This window comes from Mediterraneibacter flintii (assembly GCF_055387595.1).
Genome location: NZ_AP031405.1, coordinates 1,597,064 through 1,618,789, shown reverse-complemented (window position 1 = coordinate 1,618,789; position 21,726 = coordinate 1,597,064). Strand labels below are relative to the sequence as shown.

General features: G+C 41.6%; 16 protein-coding genes. 2 read left to right on the top strand and 14 right to left on the bottom strand.

What is annotated here, in order from left to right:
* Nucleotide 1: 1 nt before the first annotated feature.
* The 10 genes from recA to ACZ5C4_RS07560 all read right to left on the bottom strand — a co-directional run bounded on the left by recA (nt 2) and on the right by ACZ5C4_RS07560 (nt 11,978).
* Complete coding sequence (gene recA, locus ACZ5C4_RS07605) at nt 2-1,090, bottom strand: recombinase RecA (protein WP_464520470.1); 1,089 nt, start codon at nt 1,088-1,090, stop codon at nt 2-4.
* Between the two features lie 785 nt (nt 1,091-1,875).
* Nucleotides 1,876-3,492, bottom strand: coding sequence for a hypothetical protein (locus tag ACZ5C4_RS07600; RefSeq protein ID WP_464520469.1), 1,617 nt, complete (start codon nt 3,490-3,492; stop codon nt 1,876-1,878).
* Nucleotides 3,493-3,626: 134 nt separating this feature from the next.
* On the bottom strand, nt 3,627-3,758 hold the full coding sequence (locus ACZ5C4_RS07595; protein ID WP_464520468.1) for a hypothetical protein: 132 nt from the start codon (nt 3,756-3,758) through the stop codon (nt 3,627-3,629).
* Nucleotides 3,759-3,904: 146 nt separating this feature from the next.
* On the bottom strand, nt 3,905-5,434 hold the full coding sequence (locus tag ACZ5C4_RS07590) for a sodium:solute symporter family protein (protein WP_464520467.1): 1,530 nt from the start codon (nt 5,432-5,434) through the stop codon (nt 3,905-3,907).
* Between the two features lie 133 nt (nt 5,435-5,567).
* A complete protein-coding gene (locus ACZ5C4_RS07585) occupies nt 5,568-6,044 on the bottom strand; it encodes a methylglyoxal synthase (RefSeq protein WP_464520466.1) in 477 nt (158 codons plus the stop codon).
* Between the two features lie 31 nt (nt 6,045-6,075).
* Entirely contained in the window at nt 6,076-7,653 is a 1,578-nt protein-coding gene (locus tag ACZ5C4_RS07580) for a putative ABC exporter domain-containing protein (RefSeq protein ID WP_464520465.1), read from the bottom strand.
* Entirely contained in the window at nt 7,650-8,348 is a 699-nt protein-coding gene (locus tag ACZ5C4_RS07575; protein ID WP_464520464.1) for an ABC transporter ATP-binding protein, read from the bottom strand. Before ACZ5C4_RS07575 ends, ACZ5C4_RS07580 begins: the two co-directional genes overlap by 4 nt.
* Before the next feature lie 704 nt (nt 8,349-9,052).
* Nucleotides 9,053-10,180, bottom strand: a complete 1,128-nt coding sequence (locus ACZ5C4_RS07570; RefSeq protein WP_464520463.1) for an IS110 family RNA-guided transposase — start codon at nt 10,178-10,180, stop codon at nt 9,053-9,055.
* A 122-nt stretch (nt 10,181-10,302) separates the two neighbouring features.
* Nucleotides 10,303-11,103, bottom strand: coding sequence for an MBL fold metallo-hydrolase (locus ACZ5C4_RS07565; protein ID WP_464520462.1), 801 nt, complete (start codon nt 11,101-11,103; stop codon nt 10,303-10,305).
* Nucleotides 11,100-11,978 (bottom strand): NAD(P)-dependent oxidoreductase, encoded by an 879-nt coding sequence (locus ACZ5C4_RS07560; RefSeq protein WP_464520461.1) that lies wholly within the window; start codon nt 11,976-11,978, stop codon nt 11,100-11,102. The genes ACZ5C4_RS07565 and ACZ5C4_RS07560 overlap by 4 nt, the downstream gene beginning before the upstream one ends.
* A gap of 367 nt (nt 11,979-12,345) precedes the next feature.
* On the opposite strand from ACZ5C4_RS07560, the gene ACZ5C4_RS07555 reads away from it, so the two are divergent.
* Nucleotides 12,346-13,473 (top strand): glycerate kinase family protein, encoded by a 1,128-nt coding sequence (locus ACZ5C4_RS07555; RefSeq protein WP_464520460.1) that lies wholly within the window; start codon nt 12,346-12,348, stop codon nt 13,471-13,473.
* Between the two features lie 82 nt (nt 13,474-13,555).
* On the opposite strand, the gene ACZ5C4_RS07550 is transcribed toward ACZ5C4_RS07555, so the two are convergent.
* From ACZ5C4_RS07550 to ACZ5C4_RS07535, 4 genes are read right to left on the bottom strand one after another with little or no spacing between them, the layout of a single operon-like run.
* Nucleotides 13,556-14,221 carry an acyltransferase gene (locus ACZ5C4_RS07550; protein WP_186874966.1) on the bottom strand — a complete coding sequence of 222 codons (666 nt, stop codon included), beginning with the start codon at nt 14,219-14,221 and terminating at the stop codon, nt 13,556-13,558.
* Nucleotides 14,218-16,287, bottom strand: coding sequence for a DNA topoisomerase (locus ACZ5C4_RS07545; RefSeq protein WP_464520459.1), 2,070 nt, complete (start codon nt 16,285-16,287; stop codon nt 14,218-14,220). The genes ACZ5C4_RS07550 and ACZ5C4_RS07545 overlap by 4 nt, the downstream gene beginning before the upstream one ends.
* Nucleotides 16,288-16,306: 19 nt before the next feature.
* Nucleotides 16,307-18,409, bottom strand: a complete 2,103-nt coding sequence (gene ppk1, locus ACZ5C4_RS07540; RefSeq protein ID WP_464520458.1) for a polyphosphate kinase 1 — start codon at nt 18,407-18,409, stop codon at nt 16,307-16,309.
* 4 nt (nt 18,410-18,413) lie between these two features.
* Nucleotides 18,414-19,271 (bottom strand): patatin-like phospholipase family protein, encoded by an 858-nt coding sequence (locus ACZ5C4_RS07535; RefSeq protein WP_186874969.1) that lies wholly within the window; start codon nt 19,269-19,271, stop codon nt 18,414-18,416.
* 351 nt (nt 19,272-19,622) lie between these two features.
* On the opposite strand from ACZ5C4_RS07535, the gene ACZ5C4_RS07530 reads away from it, so the two are divergent.
* A complete protein-coding gene (locus ACZ5C4_RS07530; RefSeq protein WP_464520457.1) occupies nt 19,623-21,257 on the top strand; it encodes an ABC-F family ATP-binding cassette domain-containing protein in 1,635 nt (544 codons plus the stop codon).
* Nucleotides 21,258-21,726: the final 469 nt, after the last annotated feature.

The following is a 21,726-nucleotide window of genomic DNA, read 5'->3' as shown; positions in this document are numbered from 1 at the left end:
CTTATTCCTTTTCTGTTTTAGGAGTAAGCTTTAAATCCTCTGCCGTTTCTCCAGAATCCCCTTCGCCGTTCAAATGATAATGTGCTCTTACTTTCTGTTCTAATTCTTCCATTACTTCTGGATGAGATTCTAAATAAGCTTTTGCATTTTCTCGCCCCTGCCCAATCTTCTCTCCTTCGTAAGCATACCATGCCCCGCTTTTTTTCACCAGATCAATTCCTGCTGCAAGATCCAGCACATCTCCAGCACGCGAAATTCCTTTTCCAAACATAATATCAAATTCCGCCTCTTTAAACGGAGGTGCAATTTTATTTTTTACAATTTTAATACGAGTCCTGTTTCCAACCATCTCTCCGCTTTGTTTTAATGTCTCCGTTCTTCTGACATCCATACGGACAGAAGCATAAAATTTCAGCGCTCGTCCTCCTGTTGTTGTCTCTGGATTTCCAAACATCACTCCCACCTTTTCACGAAGCTGGTTGATGAAAATAACTACACAATTAGACTTGCTGATAACCGGCGTCAGTTTTCTAAGCGCCTGGGACATCAATCTTGCCTGCAACCCTACATGACTATCCCCCATATCCCCTTCAATTTCCTGCTTTGGTACAAGCGCCGCAACGGAATCTATAACAATAATATCAATTGCTCCAGAGCGTACCATTGTTTCTGCAATCTCCAAGGCTTGATCTCCGCTGTCCGGCTGGGAAATATATAATTCGTCAATATCGACCCCTATGTTTTTCGCATATACCGGATCCAACGCGTGTTCTGCATCAATAAACCCTGCAATACCGCCCCTTTTCTGTACTTCTGCAATCATGTGCAGCGCCACTGTAGTTTTACCACTGGATTCCGGACCATATACCTCTATGACGCGTCCTTTGGGTACACCACCAAGTCCCAGCGCCAAATCCAGGCTTAAGCATCCTGTAGGTACTGTCTCAACCGCCACTTGCGCTCCCGGCTCTCCAAGCTTCATAACTGTTCCTTTTCCAAAATCCTTCTCTAATTTTGCAATCGCTGCATCCAGAGCTTTTTTCTTTTCTTCCGTATTCACAGCCTTTGTCATCTCTATTTTATTTGCCATAGTATCCGTTACTCCTTTTCGCTTTTTCGAACAATCGTTCGATTCTGTTTATTATAGTATTATATTGCTTCGAAAATGTCAATAGAATTTTCTTGTTTTTATTATACAATATTACATGTACAATAAAACGGTCTTATCTTTCCTTTTTCTTCTTTAAAAATAAATCTCTCATTACTCAATTACTTGCATTTATTCCGGCAAACCAGCAGTTACTGTTACATCTAAGATCCTTTTTCTGCCATTTGCATTATTTTTTACTCTCTAAAACAAATTACATTTAATCATTATAATTGGGAAAATTTAACAAAACCAGCCGGCAGAAACGCCATGAATGCTGTTGTGTCAGAAACTAAAATCCTGTGTCTCATTTATCATAACACGTGCACGCCTCACAAACAAGACTAAATATAAATTTAACGAAGCAACAAGCAGTACGAAAAGAACAGGCAAACTCTGTGTCATGCTTGCATGTAAACAGAAGTTTGTCTGCTTCTTTTCATTCGGCGACTGCCGATAGCGAAATGAAGCGTATGCGGAATTGAGCTGGCACTGCGGAAATTGGCAAAAGGGACGTGTGAAAGAGATGCTTTGCAACGTTCGTCAGGGCTTCGCCGAAATTCCTCACTCACGCAAAGCATCTCTTTCACACTCACATTTTCGCAGCTTAAGTTTATAGTTCCGGGCGGAAAAAATCGGCTTCACGTTGCTATGCATTTCCAATCGGAAGTAGTATAGATACTTCTAATTGAAGGTCTGCAGAAATGGGAAACCAATCCTGCTTAATACTATTTACCTGCTTTATTTTTTCTTTTCGTTAAAAAGGCCGTAATGGTCAGAGACGCACCTGCCGCCAGCATAACAACAAGCCAAAGAACAATATTGGCGGAATCTCCAGTCTGAGGGGAATCCGTATTTCCCTTGTCAGAAGCAGTTGGTTCTACCGATACATAATCCGGATCAGCGGCTTTACAAACAGTACATTTTCCGTCTTTGAAGTTATGTGCGGTTTTGGCAGTCACTTTTCCTTTTTCCACTATTTCTCCGCATACTTTGCAGACTTTATCACCGGTATAGCCTTCTTCGGTACAGGTTGCCTCTTTTTCTTTGACTTTTACTATATATTGATGGTAATCAGGATTACTATTTCCATACTGTCTGCCGCAATCCTCACAAATAGCAGGCATTTCACAATTTGCAGTGCCGCCTGTATGAATATGTTCACCAATGTAAATATAGCGGTACGCACCAAGCCAGTTCATCTCATCAGCACTAAAGTTTATTACTGTATCATAGGGCGATTGGCTCCCTTCTTTAAAATGTATAGCCGCAGAACCATCCCAGTTATTGCCATCCACTTTAAATTCCATCAATTTTTCATTACCAGGTGTAATACTGAAAGAGATACCATCTGTTTCACCGCTATTCCAGTCGAACAAATCCAAACCACCGTTTGCAGTTACCTCTGAATTAGTAATGTTAAAGCTTTTTGTCACAATAGCGGGAATAATATCATCTGGCTTACTGGAAGCTGCCAGCCTTGAATTTGTTAAATTCAGCGTTCCCACTACAACCATTCCTTCTTGCGTCGTAGCTGTAGCAGCCACAGTACTGTCATTTACTGTCATATTACTGTCCGTAAAGATTCCCCGCATCCCCTCGGATGTTGCGGTAACATCACTTTTATTCGTAACATTTATATTCCCTGCCGCATAAATAGAAGGATAGGCTTCTTCTGATGTACCGGTTGCTGTCACGTTGGAATTGTCAATGGAAATATCGCCATTACTGTTGATTACATTTGTTCCGTCCCTGTTTGAGGTAGCGTTTACCGTACTGTCAGTGATCGAAATTCCATTGCTACCTACAATGGGATTTTCATAACTGTCAACTGTTATATTTGCCTGATTCTTTATGGCTAAGGTGCCGTCCCAGCACATCAGTCCTCCCCAAGCTGTCGAGGTCACATGAATATTACAGCCATCGACCGTTAAATTGCCTTGATCTGCCTGTATCCCGTCCGAATCTGTTTCCACTGTCAGCGAGTCTGCCTGCGTTCCTTGAATTGTAATATCGGCATATTGACCGTAAAATGGCCGCTTATCATTTGATATAATCTTGTTTTCACCATTCAGAATAATTTTCAGTTCTCCTGTTGTAACTCTAATAACAGATGAATCATTTGTTTCAGTAAGCGTCGCATTGTTTTGTGTCAGTGTCTTGTTTTGTGTATCCAAAACAGCAGTTCCTTCACCGCATTGTACCGGTACACCATCTTCCAGCTGCTGTCCGTTGATTTCTACTGTTGCCGTATCTGCCGCAAAAACAGTTGTCGGCACAAATCCAACTACAAGCATGCAGACCAGCAGCGCGGATACTATTTTACTTTTCAATTTTGTTTTCATAGCAATTTCCCTTTCTTTAAATAAAATATAGAATTTCATGCATACAAAAAGGCGCATTCCTCCCCTTGTAAATCGGGCAGAATACGCCTTTACTTTTTTGTATGTTTTGAGACTTGACATGAAAAAGGACAGAGTTACACTTTACTTTGCTTGCTTGCTTGCTTGCTTGCTTGCTTGCTTGCTTGCTTGCTTGCTTGCTTGCTTGCTTGCTTGCTTGCTTGCTTGCTTGCTTGCTTGCTTGCCAAAAGTATGCTCTGTGCTCTCATTTCTGTCAATCCTCCATTTGAAATAAAATTATATGCAGTAATTATAGCTGTTTTTTCTTAAAAGTTCAATCATTTTTCAGCTGAAAGGATTTTATTGGTGTCAGTTCAGCCATCTGTTAGCAGGAGATGGATTTATGCCTGTATATTTATATCTCCAGTGATCTTTTCTTTGTACTTGTCACTTTTTCTTCATAGCACTGGAATATTTGGCTTGTTTTTTCTTTTTTCATTCTCGGTGTAATAAGACTGACTAATGGGACAACAGCAAGTCCTGCCGCCATCGCCACAGCTCCCGCATTAATGGATGACTCAATATAATGCAGGAACATATTCGACACGGTAATACCAATCCCACAGATAAAGCTTGCCCACACAGCGCAGCGTGTCACTCCCTTCCAGTACAGACCATACAAGAATGGAGCCAAGAATGCTCCTGCCAGTGCTCCCCAAGAAATTCCCATCAGCTGGGCGATAAAAGTAGGAGGATCCAACGCAAGCACCACAGAGACCAGGATAAAAAATACAATAAAAATCTGCATTGTGACAATCTGCTTCTTTTCGCTCATATCTTTCATTACATTTCCTTTGAGCAAATCCAATGTCATCGTAGAACTGGAGGTCAATACAAGAGAAGACAGTGTAGACATAGATGCAGAAAGTACCAACACAACTACAATTCCGATCAAAATATCCGGAAGCGTAGATAACATATGCGGAACAATACTATCAAAAACAACTGTTCCGGTATGCTTATCATATATCTCCGGAGCATCAAACAATCTTCCAAAACCGCCTAGAAAATAACAGCCGCCAGATACTACAATTGCAAAAACTGTTGAGATTACTGTACCAGTATTGATCGATTTCTCATCTTTTATTGCATAAAATTTTCCGATCATCTGCGGAAGCCCCCAGGTTCCAAGAGATGTCAGAATGACTACACCGAGCAGATTGAGAGGATCTGGCCCGAAAAATGAAGTAAATGCACCGGGCTGTCCTTGTGTCACTGCAATATCACTTGGAATTTCTGCCATTTTACCAATTGCCTCTATAAATCCTCCCTGCCCGTTTAATACTGCTGCAATCACCGCCACAATTCCGAAAAGCATGATAATTCCCTGTATAAAATCGTTGATCGCTGTCGCCATATATCCTCCCAGAATCACATACAGCGCTGTAAAAACTGCCATTGCAATTACACAGTACGCATACGGAATATCAAATGCCATTCCAAACAGCCTGGACAGACCGTTGTAAACGGATGCTGTATAAGGAATTAAAAATACAAACACAATCATAGATGCTGTAATTTTCAATGCTTTGCTGTCAAAACGAGCACCGAAAAAATCCGGCATTGTTTTCACACCTAAATGCTGTGTCATAACCTTCGTTCTGCGGCCTAATACCACCCATGCAAGAAGACTGCCTAAAACTGCGTTTCCAATTCCAATCCATGTGGAGGCAATTCCATATTTCCAGCCAAATTGTCCGGCATATCCCACAAAAACAACTGCTGAAAAATATGAAGTGCCATATGCAAATGCTGTCAGCCATGGGCCGACGCTTCTCCCACCCAAAACAAATCCATCTACACTTCTGGCATGTTTTCTGGAATACAGCCCTACACCTGCCATCACTGCAAAAAATACAATTAACAAAATGATTTTAATCCCCATCTTCTCTTCCTCGCCTCCACTAATTTACTTTAAAGCGCAACGCTTTAAAGTATTAAAGTAAACATACATAGATTAACACGGAACTTACTTCCGTGTCAACCTGCTTACTTTATTTTTATTGCCTTTTTTATTCTTATTTCATTTTTTCAACCCGTTCTTGAATCGTCTTATTAAAGTTCTCTATACGCCGGCTGTAAATTTCAGACATATATTTAGAGTGCAGCATAAAATCTGCCGTCGCCAGATTATTGGCGATTGGAATATCATATACAACTGCAATACGAAGGAGCGCCTTAACGTCAGGATCATGTGGCTGCGCCTCTAATGGATCCCACAGAAAAATCATAAAATCAATCTGTCCTTCTACTATTTTTGCACCGATCTGCTGATCGCCGCCCAGCGGCCCGCTGCAATATCCTTTTACCGGAAGTCCTGTACGCTCAGAAATCAGTCTCGCAGTCGTTCCCGTACCACATAGGAAATGACTTTTAAGCACTTCCTTATTTCTGTCACACCAGTCCACCAACTCTTTTTTCTTTCCATCATGTGCTACCAATGCAATATGTTTTGCTTTTCCTATTTCCATTGTAACATAATTCTCATTTAACATCCTATTTCCTCCTGTCTATTACGGAAGTTCATCAGGCAAGCTGCTCCATAGAACCAAATCGAAGCGAGGCCAGAAGACCTACCGCTACAGTTACCATAATACTATAAATTAGCAAAATTGGAAATATCAGATTCACATTTACAAAAATTCCTACGAGCACTGCCACCATTGCTCCCATCCCCAGCACTGTCATCTGGATACATGCCCGCACCAGATTTTGTCCTGTTTTCCCCAAAACATCTCCAACCAGACACTGGGCAATTACTTTCGTGTACATCCGGTTTGCCTGCAGTGCAGTATAAATCAGAATACATAGAATCACATACAAGGGCTGTATTTTCCAGAAAAATCCCATTGGAATACATAGAAGGCTGCCATCCACAAGCGCTTTTATATGTTCTATCAATGTAGAATACCACAGCTTTTTAAACGCACTGTCCGGTATCATAAATAAATATGGAGTTTTCAGCTCATTCTCCCATTTTCCAAGATAGCCCGTCATCACAAGGGAAATATAGGCCACCGTCCCAAGCAGAAACATCTGAGGATATCCGGACTCTATCGCATTTTTTCTCATTGCGTATGCAAAAAATACTCCGAAAAACAGGCAGAATGCACTCATCTTGGAAAAAATAAAGTATTTCTCTTTCTTATATTCGAGAAGCTGCCTGTAAAATATTGCTTTTGCGCCAGATGCCTGTATTGTTTCTGAAATTTTCCGGAATTTCTTTTTCTTTTTTTCAATTCCCATGACCATTTCGCCGTTCTTTTTTCTTTTCTTCATATCGGCGTAGTCATCTGCAAATTTGGCTGCGTCCTCATAATAGCCTCCGCCGCAGTCCATCTTCACTGCAAGCCCCGTCATCAGGAATACTGTAAGCAAATATAAGATAGAACAAACAATATTCAGTGTGTCCGGCCCTAACAAAATCAGACGATAAACAGCAATACTCCACCCTACAACAGGAAAAATCTGTAATCCTTTCCAATCTATGAATGCGCGGGCAGATTCCATGGAAATTCCTTCTTTTCTGAAATACAGGACAATCGCTATGGTAATTGCTATAAGAAGGATTTTTATTCCCGTACAGATTCCCTTCATCAGCTTTTCCGGAAGACGGTCATTTGCGTAAATTGTCACCATCACAGAGACTTCCAGAACGATTTCCAGTACACATCCCGCCAGAAAAAACAAGCCCACCTTCCACGTCTCTACCTGGAATACAGTCAGTCCTGCAACTGCCAATATAATCCAGACAATAACAGAAAATACATAATTCATCCAAGCGCCATGTAAAAGTATGAGTTTCGGGTTAATTGGCGCAGTAAAAACGAAATGCGTATGTGCAGGACGGAAAATAACTCCTTTTCTTGAAGAATACATCATAAAATTACTCAAGGTTATATAAATCGCCCACAGCGTCATAATGATAACCAGACCGCTACTGGAATTAAACCGAACTCCCACCGCCAATCCTGCCAGCATGGCAAATAAAAAAACGCCATATGCAATTCCAAAGATAAATGCAATCAGTGTAACCGGCTTTTTCACTGCTTTCTTTATGCTGTTAATAAAACTTCGTTTCGTCAGATACATCAATGCTTTCATTCTTTCTCACCACCTGTCAGTTCAAAGAACAGATCATCCAAATCTTTATTTCCTACATCCTCTTTCCGGTAAGCTCCTATTATATGACTCTTCTCCATTACAAACATGATGTCCCATATATCTTCTACCATCTCCAGCATATGTGTGCTGATTAAAACAGTTACATTTTGTTCCTTTAATTCCAAAATCACTTCTTTTAATTCTTTAATCGCTTTTGGATCCAGTCCCACCATCGGTTCATCCAGAAGCATCACTTTGGGATGCACACAAAGTGCACAACAGATACTTACTTTCTGCATCATCCCTTTAGACAATTCATTCCCCAGCTTTTCCTGCTTATCGTCCAGTTCAAAACGTTTCAAAAGCTCTTCTACTTCCTCGTCTGTTATCGTACTGTTATATGCCCTGCGCATATATTCGATATGTTCTCTGACTGTCAGAGCATCAAACATTGCCGGAATTTCCGGTACATAGGCGAATTGTTTTTTTGCCTCCAATGTTTTTGCAGGATTTCCCTGTATTTTGATCATTCCCTGATACCTGAGGAGTCCCGCTATAGATTTGATAATTGTAGATTTTCCTGCTCCATTGGGCCCGAGAAGAATTCCGATCTTTCCATCCGGCACCGTTAAATTCACCTGATCTACTGCCAAATGCTTTCCATATTTTTTACTTAATCCCTGTATTTCCAGCATAATACCCTCCTACATAAAAGCAATAAAAAGCCCCGTTTATTGTATTATTAATTTAATACAATAATACGTGACTTTTCTTTTTTTGTCAATCTTTTTCTCTTTTAGGTCAGAAGATCTGTAACAGTTTAGCCCGCGCCATTCGTAAAACCGCACTGCGTGCTTATTGTGGCTGCCGCCACCGTTTTACTCATTGACGGGCGCTCAGTTCATACAGCGTGCGGGAAGCATAAAACATACAAGTATATTTTATGCTTCCCGCACACTGTATGACTGAACTGATATGTAATGACATTTGTCAATAGATAAATCATAAAAATTATCACAAATTTTATGCTTTTGTTTTGGAGACATCCTGAAAAGGCTTTAGACATATCAGTCCCCGGCATTGGCCACTCTGATATACGTGGATTCGGATCGCTCCTTACCGACAGGTCAATGGTCCGCCGTGAGCCCTGCTGTCTGTTAGCGTGGATCATAGTTCCCTATGCCGACATAGTTCAGTCGCAGATGGCTCGAACCTTGAAAGATGCTAAAGCCCTTCCAGGGTGTCTCCAATCGTTCGGTTTTCCTGCCGTAAGCAGCACTATCCTGCTTACGGCGCTTGTTTATCCGCCATAACTGCGGAATGGAAATGTCAGGGCTGCCCGGCACCGCCTGCGGCGGCTCGGCCTTGATATTTCTGGGACGCTGTGATAAATCCTTGTTTATCTTTCCGTCAGATTTCCTACCATCATCCCCCATATAAAGCACGCCAATTCTCTTGCAATCGCTGTCTTTACAACATTCACCTTTTTCCCTTTCGTCAAAACCATCGTATAATACTTACGCCGAAAACGTTCGTTGGCTTTGTCGGCATATGCGATGACATCTGCCGGGTTACCGTACTGTCTTTCCTTCAATGCCTTTGATTTAAACCCGACACGTCCCCGCGTGTAACTTTGGGCTGCTTCTACCAACAAGGTACGGATGTGGCTGTTTCCCGCCTTTGTGATCCCCAGTCTGTTCTGGGACTCACTGCTGGAACGCTCCCCGGGCACAAGCCCCAGATAAGCAGCAAAACGCTGGGCAGAAGAAAAACGTTTGAAATCTCCAACCTCAACCATTGTAGAAAGCGCAGTCTGTATCTTGATTCCAAGAAAACAGGATAGTTTTTTGACGCCCTCCCTGTATTGCGGTTCGCCTGCAAGTTCCTCAATGCGTCTGTCCATACGTTCGATCTTATCTGTCAGCTGATCGTAGGTAGACAGGTATTCCATCAAAATATCACGATAAAGCCCTTCCGGTTTTAAAGCCCTCAGCCATTTGAGATGAGCCTGTGTCCACTGGTTTACAGTTGCGTCATAGCGGTAGCCATGCCGCAGGCAGAACGCACTGATTTGCTGCTTTACTTTTTTGAGGGCAATCTTATGGTCGTTACGCATCCGGATATATTCCTTCACCTGTTCATCTTTTTCGGAAGGAATGTGTACCGGGCTGTAATCGTGATGTGCCAGACATCTTGCGATCAGTGCGGCATCGCGTTTATCCGTTTTGACCTTTTTCCTGCTGGTTGGCTGTGGTATTGTTGTCAGGGCGAGAAGGATACATTTTACGTTATGGTCCATGAGTTCGTGGTATAAGGTGTAGCCAAGGCATCCCGCCTCATAACCACAAATAAACAAAACATCATCGCCATAGTGGAAACGCATAGCTTCCAGATAATTCAGGACTTTGCTGTAATGAGGGGCTGTTTTTTGAGGATATTCAGCCTGCTCTTTTTCATTTGTGTAGCAGCAAAGTGAAAAACTTTTTTTGTGTACATCCATTCCTACGTAAACTGTGTTATAATTCATTTGATGACCTCCATTTGTATGCGGTAATCCCTGTTACCATTTATTGTTCCGATTTATAGTATACAGGTAAATCCACGAACCTACAAATCGGAGGTCATTACATATTGTCTGTTACGAAGATTTTATAGTTCAAATACTTCTCCATCTTCTGGAACATACAGACTGCCACTGTAAAATTCTTTTCCTTCTTTACAATATAATTTTTTGCGTTCTGTTATGTGTGTGTCTTCTGTATGATAGAGAATTAAATTTGGAATTCCAAGCTGTTCTGCGAGCTGGCATGCTTCTCTCACTGTACTGTGGTGTTTTTCATACGGATGAAATTTATCCGCCTCCTTATACAGACAGAACGCCTCATGCATTAGCCAGTCACTCCCTTTTACATAAGCTTCTTCGCATACATTGTACGGCTCGTCTCCACAACAGGAAAGCTTTTTCTTGTCTGGCAGAATCATAGAAAAACCAAACTGTTTTGCTTTTGTTGAACCGATGTCGAAAAATGTCACTGGACATCCAAGAATTTCCCTTGTTTCGCCGCTTTCAACAGGAATTAAGCAGATTTTTTCACCGATATGCTTCGCTACTTTCTTTTCGATTGTCAGACTGGTTATCGTCTTGATAACCGTAACAAGCTCATTATGACAGTATATATGGAGTACCCCCTCATATTTTCCCTGATTTATTTTCTGTCCGATCATACGCACCAGCCAGATGAGTCCAAGCAGATGATCGATATGCTCATGGGTAATAAAAATATCGTGTATTTCCTCCAAAGCAATTTCTTTCTCTTTTAAAATTTTTAGTATCTGGTTCCCTCCTCCTGCATCTACCAAGAAATGCTTTTGGTTGTCAGAAATTGCAAAGCAAGTATTATAGCATTCTGTAACCAGTGCGTTGCCTGTCCCTAAAATTGTCAGTTTCATCCTTGTATATTTCCTTCCTCATAATACTTTATTAATGCCTGTGTTCCCATTTCTCCAAGTCCTTCTGCTTCGAGCTCTTCGCAATTGGCAAGAGTCTGGCTTAAAACGCCTAAATCCAGTCCACTCATATTCGCCTCAATCAATGCCAATTTCATATCTTTCACGAAATGTTTCATAAAAAATCCCGGTGCAAAATCTCTCGACACAATTTTGGGTCCCAGAGTATTAAGCTGTGTGCTTCCTGCTGCTCCAGTTGATACAGAATCTAATACAGTCTCAGGCTTCAAGCCTTTTGCTTTTGCAAATGAGAGCGCCTCACAGACGCCTGACAATGTACCTGCAATCATAATCTGATTCACCAGTTTACAGTATTGTCCGCATCCTGCCTCTCCCTGGTAATTAATGTTTGTTCCCATAGCCTTAAAAAGAGGCAGACATTTTTCAAATACTTCTTTTTCTCCCCCTACGAGAATAGAAAGGGTTCCGGCTTTTGCCCCTGCATCTCCGCCCGTCACCGGTGCATCCAAAACAAAAAGAGACTTCTTTTTGCCTTCCGCATATATTTTCTTTGCAATCTGAGGACTCGTCGTAGTCATATCAATCAGGATAGTTCCTGTTTTCGCGCTGTCCATAATATTCCCTTCATCAAAATATACTTCTTCTACATCTTTCGGGAAACCTACCATCGTAATTACTGTATCCGCTGCCGATACACATTCCTTTATACTACTGTGAAATCTGGCTCCCTCTTGTATGACATCCTCTACTTTTTCTTTTTTTCTGGCATAAATATGGAGTTCATAGCCTGCCTTCATCAGATTGCGCACCATAGATTTCCCCATAATACCAACACCGATAAAACCGATTCTCTTCACTTATAGTCCCTCCTGTCATTTCTTTCTTTTCCTACCTTATCATACTTTTTTCAAGCTGTGAACTTTCTTTCATTTTTTGTTACTTATTACATTTTTTTTATAAATATTTCTATTTTTTTATTATCTATAACATATAAATTCTTTTCTTTTCTGTTATACTTAACCTAGCGTCGGTGTACAAGGGGCAATACGGTCGATGAAGGACAAATTTGAGGCGTGTTGCCCCTTGCACACTGACGCTAGTATCTCTCATAAGATACTGCCAAAATAACTGCCAGATTTTCCTCGCAGCAGCTACAGTCTCATATACAAATATGCACAGTTAAACGGCTGCTTCGCGAGAATAAAAAAACAGGAGGTTTACTTTATGAAAGTTGTCCTTGCAATTGATTCTCTAAAAGGCAGCCTTTCCTCTATACAGGCTGGAAATGCTGTGAAAGAGGGGATTCTCAAAATTCACCCTCATGCAGACGTCATCCTAAAGCCTCTTGCAGACGGAGGCGAAGGTACAACAGATGCGCTCATTGAAGGACTGGGTGCAAAGAAAATAAATATCACTGTAACAGGGCCTTTAGGTTCTCCTGTCCATGCATATTACGGACTGCTGCCTGACAGCAATACTGCTGTAATGGAGATGGCGTCCGCCGCTGGAATCACACTTCTTACAGAGTCTGAAAAAGCTCCTCTTCGCGCGACTACTTACGGAGTCGGTGAAATGATCAAAGACGCTGTACAAAAAGGATGTCGCGATTTCATTATTGGAATCGGAGGCAGCGCCACCAACGATGGCGGCATTGGTATGCTCAAAGCTTTGGGATTCTCTTTTTTAGATAAAAATGGAAAAGAAACACTGGAGGGGGCGCAGGCATTAGATACAGTTTCTTCGATTGATATTTCAAACAAATTACCGGAATTATCTGACTGTCGTTTCCGCATTGCCTGTGATGTAACCAATCCTCTTTGCGGTGAAAATGGGGCTACTTATATTTATGGTCCTCAAAAAGGAGTTACCGACGAGTTAAAGCCTGTTTTAGATTCTGCCATGAACCACTATGCACAGGTTGTAAATCAGACGTTCGAAAAGGACTTTTCCTGTTATGCCGGTGCAGGAGCTGCCGGCGGGCTTGGATTCGCTTTCTTAAACTTTTTGAATGCCAAGCTCATACCTGGAGTAGAATTGATTTTAGACGCCATACATCTGGAAGAAGATGTAAAAGATGCGGACATTGTCGTTACCGGAGAAGGCCGGATGGATTCCCAGACTGCCATGGGCAAGGCGCCGGTTGGAGTTGCCCGCCTTGCTAAAAAATATGGGATAAAAGTGATTGCATTTGCCGGAAGCGTGACCCTAGGCGCTTCCGCCTGCAATCAAGCCGGAATCGACGCTTTCTTTCCCATAGTTCGAGGAGTTACAACATTGGAAGCTGCCATGAACCCTGAAAATGCATATGCCAATATGAAAGCGACTGCTGAACAAGTATTCCGGCTGTTATAAACATTTGTAAACACAAGAGCCCTCTATGTTTTCTTAGTCATAGAAGGCTCTTTGTATATACTTAGCAGCAGCTTTCGCTTCTTTATCTTTTCTCTACTATTTCTCCTTGTTTTTTATAGATACTTCCTCCCGGCACATACCCTCTTACAGAGGAAAGTGGATAAATATTGCTGTGGCTTCCCACTACAGTTCCTGGATTCAAAACACTTCCGCATCCTACTTCTACCTCATCCCCAAGCATCGCTCCAAATTTCTTCATGCCTGTTTCTATATTCTCTTCCGGGGTCTTTACAACAACCAGTTTCTTGTCTGATTTTACATTGGAGGTAATCGAACCGGCGCCCATATGTGATTTATACCCGAGAATCGAGTCTCCCACATAATTATAATGTGGTACTTGTACTTTATTAAACAAAATGACGTTTTTAAGCTCTGTAGAATTGCCTACTACAGCTCCTTCCCCTACAATCGCATTGCCGCGGATAAATGCACAATGTCTGACTTCCGCATCCTTTCCAATAATAGCAGGGCCGTTTATATAAGCTGTCGGAGCTACTTTTGCCGATTTTGCAATCCACACATTTTCTCCTCTTTTTTCATACTCTTCCTCGCTTAATTTTTCTCCAAGCTCCAGAATAAAGCTGCTAATTTTCGGCAATACCTCCCACGGATATGTGACCCCTTCAAAAATCTCCTTTGCAATGGTTTCCTCGAGTGTGTAAAGCTCTCCTACTGTAAGTCCTTTCATGTTTTGTCTCCCTTCTTTGCTTTTTTCTTTTTATAAAATACAGCCGCAGCTTCATAACAGCTGCGAAGCTGATATTGGTTATTTAAACCTTTTACGCCGTTTGTCCGGCTTACAATAAAATGATCCAGCTTCTGCATATATTCTTCTGGGGTAATGCTTCCCTCTGCCACATAATTGAGGCCCTTCTCCCAGCTCGCTGTCAGTTCCGGATTTAAAAGTGATTTAATTGAATGGTTCACTACCTCATAGACCATTTCCCCCTGTAAGGTAGGCGTAATAATCTGCGTCTTTTTATTCAAGTCCAGATAGCTGATATGAATCAACTTTTTCAAAATCTCTGCCCTGGTAGCACTTGTCCCGATTCCGCTGCTTTTAATCTGCGCCCTTAGCTCCTCATCCTCGATCAACTGCCCTGCGTTTTCCATCGCCAGGATCATAGAGCCTGAATTATATCGTTTTGGTGGAGAAGTCTCTCCTTCCTTTATTTCCAGAGACTGAACCGGCAGAACATCTCCTTTTTTTAATTTTTTAATGACTGCCAGCATCGTGCTGTCTAAATTCTGCTCCTGCCCTTCCTGATTCTGCATACTGTCTTCTTCTGCTCTTTTTTCTGTATCTTTTTCACTTTCTTTCGCCGGTTGTTTGTCCTGCATCGGCTTTACAACTTTTAAATATCCTTCCTCCACAAGTACCTTAAAGCTGGAAAAAAACTGCTCCCCTCGGATTTTTGTAACCACCGATACTTTCTGATATACTGCAGGCGGATAAAAAATACTCAAAAAGCGCCGTACAATACAATCATACACTTTTTTTGCCGTAGAAGACAGTGCAGACAATGCTGTCAGCCCCTGTCCCGTCGGTATGATTGCATAATGATCCGTAATCTGCTTGTCATTGACATACCTTGTTTTTGCTAAATTTTTATAGCTTCCCAACTGAAGAATGTCCTGCAGATACGGCGCAGCCATCTGATATTTTGACAGTCCGTTTAAATTTCTTGTAATCTCTTTGGCAACTGCATTGGAAAGCACCCTGGCGTCAGTTCGCGGATAAGTAACCAGTTTCTTCTCATATAGCTCCTGCACAATTCTAAGTGTTTCATCCGGGCTTAACTTAAACCTTCTGGAACAGTCATTCTGCAGTTCTGCCAGATTATAGAGAAGCGGTGCATTTTTCTTTTCCTTCTTTTTTTCTACCGATTGTACCATACAGGTTACAGGTTTTTCCTCTGACAGATATGCAATCAGCTCTTTTGCCTTTTCTTCTTTTTTAAAGCCGTTTTCTTTATATAAATCATAGGATTCAAAATAACGTGATCCTGTTACGGCACGCCATTCCCCTTCAAATATTTGTCCGGACGCATCCACAGCGCTGATCACACGATAAAACGGTGTTTTTACAAACTCCCGAATTTCACGTTCTCTGCGCACAACCATCCCTAACACACAAGTCATCACCCTGCCTACCGATACGACAGCATATTTTGTGTTCAAATAGCCTGAAATACTGTTTCCATATTTCAAAGTCAATAGCCTGGAAAAATTAATTCCCATCAAATAATCTTCTTTTGCTCTTAAATATGCCGAAGCACTTAAATTGTCATACTCTGACAAGTCCTTTGCTTCCCGTATTCCCCGCAGAATCTCTTCCTCTGTCTGTGAGTCGATCCAGACACGAAGACGCTTTTTCCCCTCCACATGCGCTTCCTGCTCGACCAGTCGGTAAATATATTCTCCTTCCCGTCCAGAGTCTGTACAGACATAAATTTTTTCCACATCTTCTCGTGTCAAAATCCTTTTTACAATCTCAAATTGTTTTGCTACATTTTGAATCACTTCATATTTAAATTTTTTCGGTATAAACGGCAGAGTCTGCAAACTCCACCGTTTCAATACAGGGTCATATTCCTCTGGATAGCTCATTGTCACCAGATGTCCGACACACCATGTCACAATTGCTTCCTCTGCTTCCAGATACCCGTCTTTTCTCTTTGTATTTAACTTCAATGCTTTTGCAAATTCCTGTGCCACACTGGGCTTTTCCGCTATATATACTGATTTTCCCATTCTTTCCTTTGCTGTCATCCTACCGTTTCAGCCAGTGCTTCACCTTCTCGAACACCGTCTTTTTCTTCTGTGGATATACCCGCCTGGAATTCATCGCCTCTTTCATAAATACTTCCTGCGAATTAACAGCTCTCTCATCGCCTTTCTTCTTTCTATAGGTTCCGTCGCTTGCCATCTCTCTTGCCTTCACATTATCGGACAGCATAATATTTAAATTTCTTATCAGACGTTTCTTGATATCTCTGTCATAAATCGGACATGCAATCTCTACTCTTTTTTCTGTATTCCGCGTCATCATGTCAGCAGAACCAATATATACCTTTGCCGCCTCTCCCGTTCCAAAGACAAATACTCGCGGATGCTCCAGGTAACGCCCGACAATACTGGTCACTCTTAAGTTCTCCGTCTTTTTCGGTATCCCCGGAAGTATACAGCAAATCCCTCTTACAATCAAGTCAATGTGCACTCCCGCCTGGGAAGCCTGGGCTGTTTTCCGGATAAAGTCAATATCTGTAACCGAATTCATTTTCATCACAATTCTGCCTTGACTTCCCTTTTTGATCTCTTCCTCCATCAAAGCAAGCACTTTCTGCTTCAGGCTGGTCGGTGAGACAATCAAATGCTGGTAAGCTCCGTTCAAATTACTGATAGACATATTTTTGAAAAATACAGCGGCATCCTCGCCAATCATCTGATTTCCCGTCAACAGAGAATAGTCCGTATACATTTTCGCTGTTTTTTCATTGTAATTCCCTGTTCCAATCTGTGTAATATATCTGATTTCATTTTTATTCCGGTATGTAATCAAGCATATTTTAGAATGTACCTTATACCCTTCAAATCCATAGATAACCCGACATCCTGCCTCTTCCATGCGCTCCGACCAGTCGATGTTATTCTGCTCGTCAAAGCGGGCGCGCAGTTCAATCAGCACCGTCACTTCTTTGCCGTTTTCCGCAGCGGCACAGAGATATTCCACAAGCCTCGCCTTCTTTGCAAGACGGTAAATTGTGATTTTAATCGTAATGACATTCGGATCAACCGCTGCCTCTTTCAGCATTTTCAAAAACGGATCCATACTTTCATACGGATAAGACAGCAATATATCTTTCTTCTTCACCTGCGCCATGACGCTTCCTCCGTCCAAAGCAGCACAGGGCTGGGGCGTAAATGGTTCGTCAATCAGAGAACGTTTCATGGCAGGCGGAACTTTATCCGCAATTGCGAATATATAGTCCAGCTTCATCGGCATTTTTGTCCGGAAAATACATTTTGGCGTAATATGAAACTTCTCACAAAAATATTTTTCCATCTCTTTGCTAAGGGGACTTGCTGTCTCCAGACGCACGACCGCCATTCTTCTTCTCTTATTCAGCGTCTCCTGCATAATATACCGAAAATCTTCATTATCCGCATACGCCTCGTCATCCGGCGATACGTCCGCATTTCTCGTCACACATATATAATTTCCATTTGACACTTCATACTGTTCAAAGACAAGATGCAAATACTCTAAAATCACTTTCTCCATCCGTATATACCGAATATCATGTCCCGGCAGATATAAAATATCAGAAATAAACTGTGGTACGGGTACCACTCCCAGCATAGATTTATTATCCATTTTCAAATCAGCTACCACATAGATTTCTTTGTTCAGCAGATGCGGAAATGGATGATTGACATCTACGATTTGTGGAGAAAGTACAGGAAGTATCTGTTCTTTGAAATACTTCTTTACATACTTCTTTTCCTGTGCTTCCAATTCTTTAAAGTCCAGTCCGCACACACCATATGGATGAAGCTGTTTTTTAATTTCTGCGTACGTCTTATCCCGTTCCTTATAAAGAGGTGCTACTGCGGCATATATCGCATCCAACTGGCCTCTCGGCGTCAGTCCAGACTTTATATCCACTTTTTTATTATCCGCCTCCTCCATCGCATAGAGACTCCCGACACGAATCATAAAAAATTCATCCAGATTGCTCGTAAAAATTGCTACAAATTTCATTCTCTCCAGAAGCGGCACACTTTCATCCCTGGCCTCCTCTAAAACTCTTTGATTAAACCTAAGCCAAGATAATTCTCTGTTCTGCGTATATTCCAACTTACCTTCACTCATATTTTTACTCCTCTAAATATTCCATCATACGTTCCAAATTTTCTTCCATCAGCTCATATCCATGTCTGTAAAACGCCATCAATGTCTCTTTATTGCGCTCCAGTCTTGCCACTGGTTTCACAAGAGGCCGCAGTACGAATACTTTCTTTTCTCTCTCCAGATGTTCCAGATAATTCATGGTTTTATTATACTGAAAGCTTCTGCGCAAAATCGTGCGCACCAAATTTGGATAGGATTTGTATGCTTTGCGATATACATTTGCCATTCCCCTGGAAACTACTTTCTTACGGTATCCTGCATTCCTCGTCAGTATCACTACGATTTTCTCATTTCCAGCCTTCTGCGCTCTTAAAATCGGAACTGAATCCGCAAGTCCTCCATCTAAATAAGGCACTTCTCCTATATTCACAATCGGGGTTACAAGCGGCATACTGCATGAAGCGCGGCAAATTTTCATAAGTCTTTCTTTTTCCGACCGTTCCTTCATGTACTCAGCTTTACCCGTTATACAGTTTGTCGTCACAATCTCACATTCCATCTCCGATTGAAAATACGTATCGTAGTCAAATTTGATTTTCTCATTTGGAAATGTATCAAAAATCAAATCCATATTCATCAGACTTTTCTCTTTGATAAATTCCCGAACTCCATAATAATAGCTGCTCCCTTTATCTGTCGGTATCATACAGTCCCTTGTCCTGCCCGGCTGTTTCGACACATAGTCTACCGCGTTGCAGGCGCCCGCCGAAACACCGATTACATGTGACATATATATATCTTTCTCCATCAGGTAATCTAAGGCTCCTGATGTAAATACACCTCTTGTTGCCCCGCCTTCTAAAACGATCGTTGCTTTCAACATAGAATCCCCTCGCTTTTTCTTTCCATTATATAACGTTTTTTTTAAATCGCAAACCTTAAATATTGTTAAATTTTTTTAAATCACTGTAAACCTTGCCATTTTCAGTAATCTCATGGTAATATAAGCGTTGGAATCTGTCTGAAATAGAAGGTCATTTATACCCTAAAGGGTACACCGTAATTTATTCCCTTCGGGAGGACGGGCTTCACCCGATAAGATATACCCTAAAGGGCATACCGCAATTTATTCCCTTCGGGAGGGCGGGCTTTGCCCGATAAGGTATATATGACCCGAGCAACAGCCATTCTTTGGAACAATGTATAGGAAAAACATATAAAAAGGAGAATCCATATGATTAGTGCAAATAATATAACCCTTCGCGTCGGTAAAAAGGCGTTATTTGAAGATGTCAATATCAAATTTACAGAAGGAAACTGCTATGGTTTGATCGGCGCTAACGGGGCGGGAAAATCTACTTTCTTAAAAATCCTCTCTGGACAGTTGGAGCCTACCAAGGGAGAGGTTGCCATTACCCCGGGCGAACGGCTTTCTTTCTTACAACAGGATCATTTCAAATATGACGAATATCCCGTCCTGGATACAGTAATTATGGGAAATGCAAGACTCTATGAAATTATGAAAGAAAAAGAAGCTATTTATGCCAAAGAAGATTTTACTGACGAAGATGGAATACGAGCCAGTGAACTGGAAGGTGAATTCGCAACCATGAACGGATGGGAAGCGGAATCTGACGCCGCTACACTTTTAAACGGCCTTGGCATTGATACAGAACTTCATTCTAAATACTTAAAAGATTTAACTGGTCCGGAAAAGGTAAAAGTTCTTTTGGCACAGGCTTTATTTGGAAATCCCGACATTTTACTTCTCGATGAACCGACCAACCATTTAGATCTGGACGCTATCGCATGGCTGGAAGAATTTTTGATTAATTTTGATAATACCGTCATTGTGGTTTCGCACGATCGGTATTTCTTAAATAAAGTCTGTACACAGATTGCAGATATAGACTATGGAAAGATTCAGCTCTATGCCGGAAATTACGATTTCTGGTATGAATCCAGCCAACTTCTTATCCGCCAGATGAAAGAGGCAAACAAGAAAAAAGAGGAAAAAATTAAGGAGCTGCAGGAATTTATTTCCCGATTCAGCGCCAATGCGTCTAAATCCAAACAGGCTACCTCCAGAAAACGTGCTCTTGAAAAAATTGAGCTGGATGAAATCAAGCCTTCCAGCCGTAAATATCCATATATTGATTTCCGTCCGAACAGAGACATTGGAAATGAAGTACTGATAGTTGACAGTATTTCTAAAACCATTGACGGAGAAAAAATACTCGATAATATTTCCTTTACCTTAGGACATGATGATAAAGTGGCATTTGTCGGTGGAAATGAACTGGCTAAAACTGTACTTTTCAAAATTCTGATTGGGGAAATGGAACCCGATGCAGGAACTTATAAGTGGGGAATTACTACTTCACAGGCATATTTTCCTAAAGATTTTGGCGGTGAATTCGACAATGATTACTCTATTACAGAATGGCTGACCCAGTATTCAGAAAATAAAGATGCAACGTATGTACGCGGCTTTCTCGGAAGAATGCTCTTCTCCGGTGAGGACGGCGTCAAACGCCTGAAAGTGCTCTCCGGTGGTGAGAAAGTGCGCTGCCTGCTCTCAAAAATGATGATTTCCGGAGCCAATGTCCTGCTTTTAGACGAACCTACCAACCATCTTGACATGGAAGCAATTACAGCGCTCAACAACGGAATAATCAAGTTCCCTGGTGTTCTTCTGTTCACCTCCCGCGATCATCAGATTGTACAGACTACCGCCAACCGGATTATGGAAATCGTACCAGGCGGAAAATTGATTGATAAAATCACCACCTATGATGAATACCTGGAAAACGATGAAATGGCAAGAAAACGCCAGACCTACTCCGTCCAGACAGAAGAAAATGATTAAAATATAAATTTAACTAACAAAATGCATTCCTTGTCTGTTAGAAAAATTTTAATAGAAGGTACGCAAAAAACACTGTATCAGAACACAGGGCAGGACCCGCTTTACCTCATCCGTTCGAGTGGTTCTAAGCACAAAGTATCTGTGTGTCCATTGGAACACGCAGATGCTTTGCACTAAGAACCAGGCGAACTGTATTCGGAACGCTCCTTGTCAATGCCCTGCTTATCTAACACAGTGTTTTTTGCTGTCACTTCCAGTAGAAGTTTTTCCCCCGCCATTCGGAAGGAACTTTGTTAGTTAAATTTTATTAAAAAGAAACCGACTTCACGCTACCATGAGTTCCCAATCAGAAAAATTTGTTTATCTCCGATTGGAAATGTGTAGCAGCGTGAAGCCGATTTCTTCCGCCTGGAAATATAAACTTAAGCTGGCGAAAGTGTAAGCGCAAGAGGGCGTGTGTTGCAAAAGT

Coding starts and splice junctions, on each gene's coding strand:
- ACZ5C4_RS07585 (WP_464520466.1), bottom strand. CDS start 6,044: ATGTTAAATGAGAATTATGTTACAATGGAAATAGGAAAAGCAAAACAT.
- ACZ5C4_RS07545 (WP_464520459.1), bottom strand. CDS start 16,287: ATGGGAAAATCAGTATATATAGCGGAAAAGCCCAGTGTGGCACAGGAA.
- ACZ5C4_RS07555 (WP_464520460.1), top strand. CDS start 12,346: ATGAAAGTTGTCCTTGCAATTGATTCTCTAAAAGGCAGCCTTTCCTCT.
- ACZ5C4_RS07590 (WP_464520467.1), bottom strand. CDS start 5,434: ATGGGGATTAAAATCATTTTGTTAATTGTATTTTTTGCAGTGATGGCA.
- ACZ5C4_RS07565 (WP_464520462.1), bottom strand. CDS start 11,103: ATGAAACTGACAATTTTAGGGACAGGCAACGCACTGGTTACAGAATGC.
- ACZ5C4_RS07600 (WP_464520469.1), bottom strand. CDS start 3,492: ATGAAAACAAAATTGAAAAGTAAAATAGTATCCGCGCTGCTGGTCTGC.
- ACZ5C4_RS07535 (WP_186874969.1), bottom strand. CDS start 19,271: ATGTTGAAAGCAACGATCGTTTTAGAAGGCGGGGCAACAAGAGGTGTA.
- ACZ5C4_RS07580 (WP_464520465.1), bottom strand. CDS start 7,653: ATGAAAGCATTGATGTATCTGACGAAACGAAGTTTTATTAACAGCATA.
- ACZ5C4_RS07550 (WP_186874966.1), bottom strand. CDS start 14,221: ATGAAAGGACTTACAGTAGGAGAGCTTTACACACTCGAGGAAACCATT.
- recA (WP_464520470.1), bottom strand. CDS start 1,090: ATGGCAAATAAAATAGAGATGACAAAGGCTGTGAATACGGAAGAAAAG.
- ppk1 (WP_464520458.1), bottom strand. CDS start 18,409: ATGAGTGAAGGTAAGTTGGAATATACGCAGAACAGAGAATTATCTTGG.
- ACZ5C4_RS07530 (WP_464520457.1), top strand. CDS start 19,623: ATGATTAGTGCAAATAATATAACCCTTCGCGTCGGTAAAAAGGCGTTA.
- ACZ5C4_RS07575 (WP_464520464.1), bottom strand. CDS start 8,348: ATGCTGGAAATACAGGGATTAAGTAAAAAATATGGAAAGCATTTGGCA.
- ACZ5C4_RS07595 (WP_464520468.1), bottom strand. CDS start 3,758: ATGAGAGCACAGAGCATACTTTTGGCAAGCAAGCAAGCAAGCAAGCAA.
- ACZ5C4_RS07570 (WP_464520463.1), bottom strand. CDS start 10,180: ATGAATTATAACACAGTTTACGTAGGAATGGATGTACACAAAAAAAGT.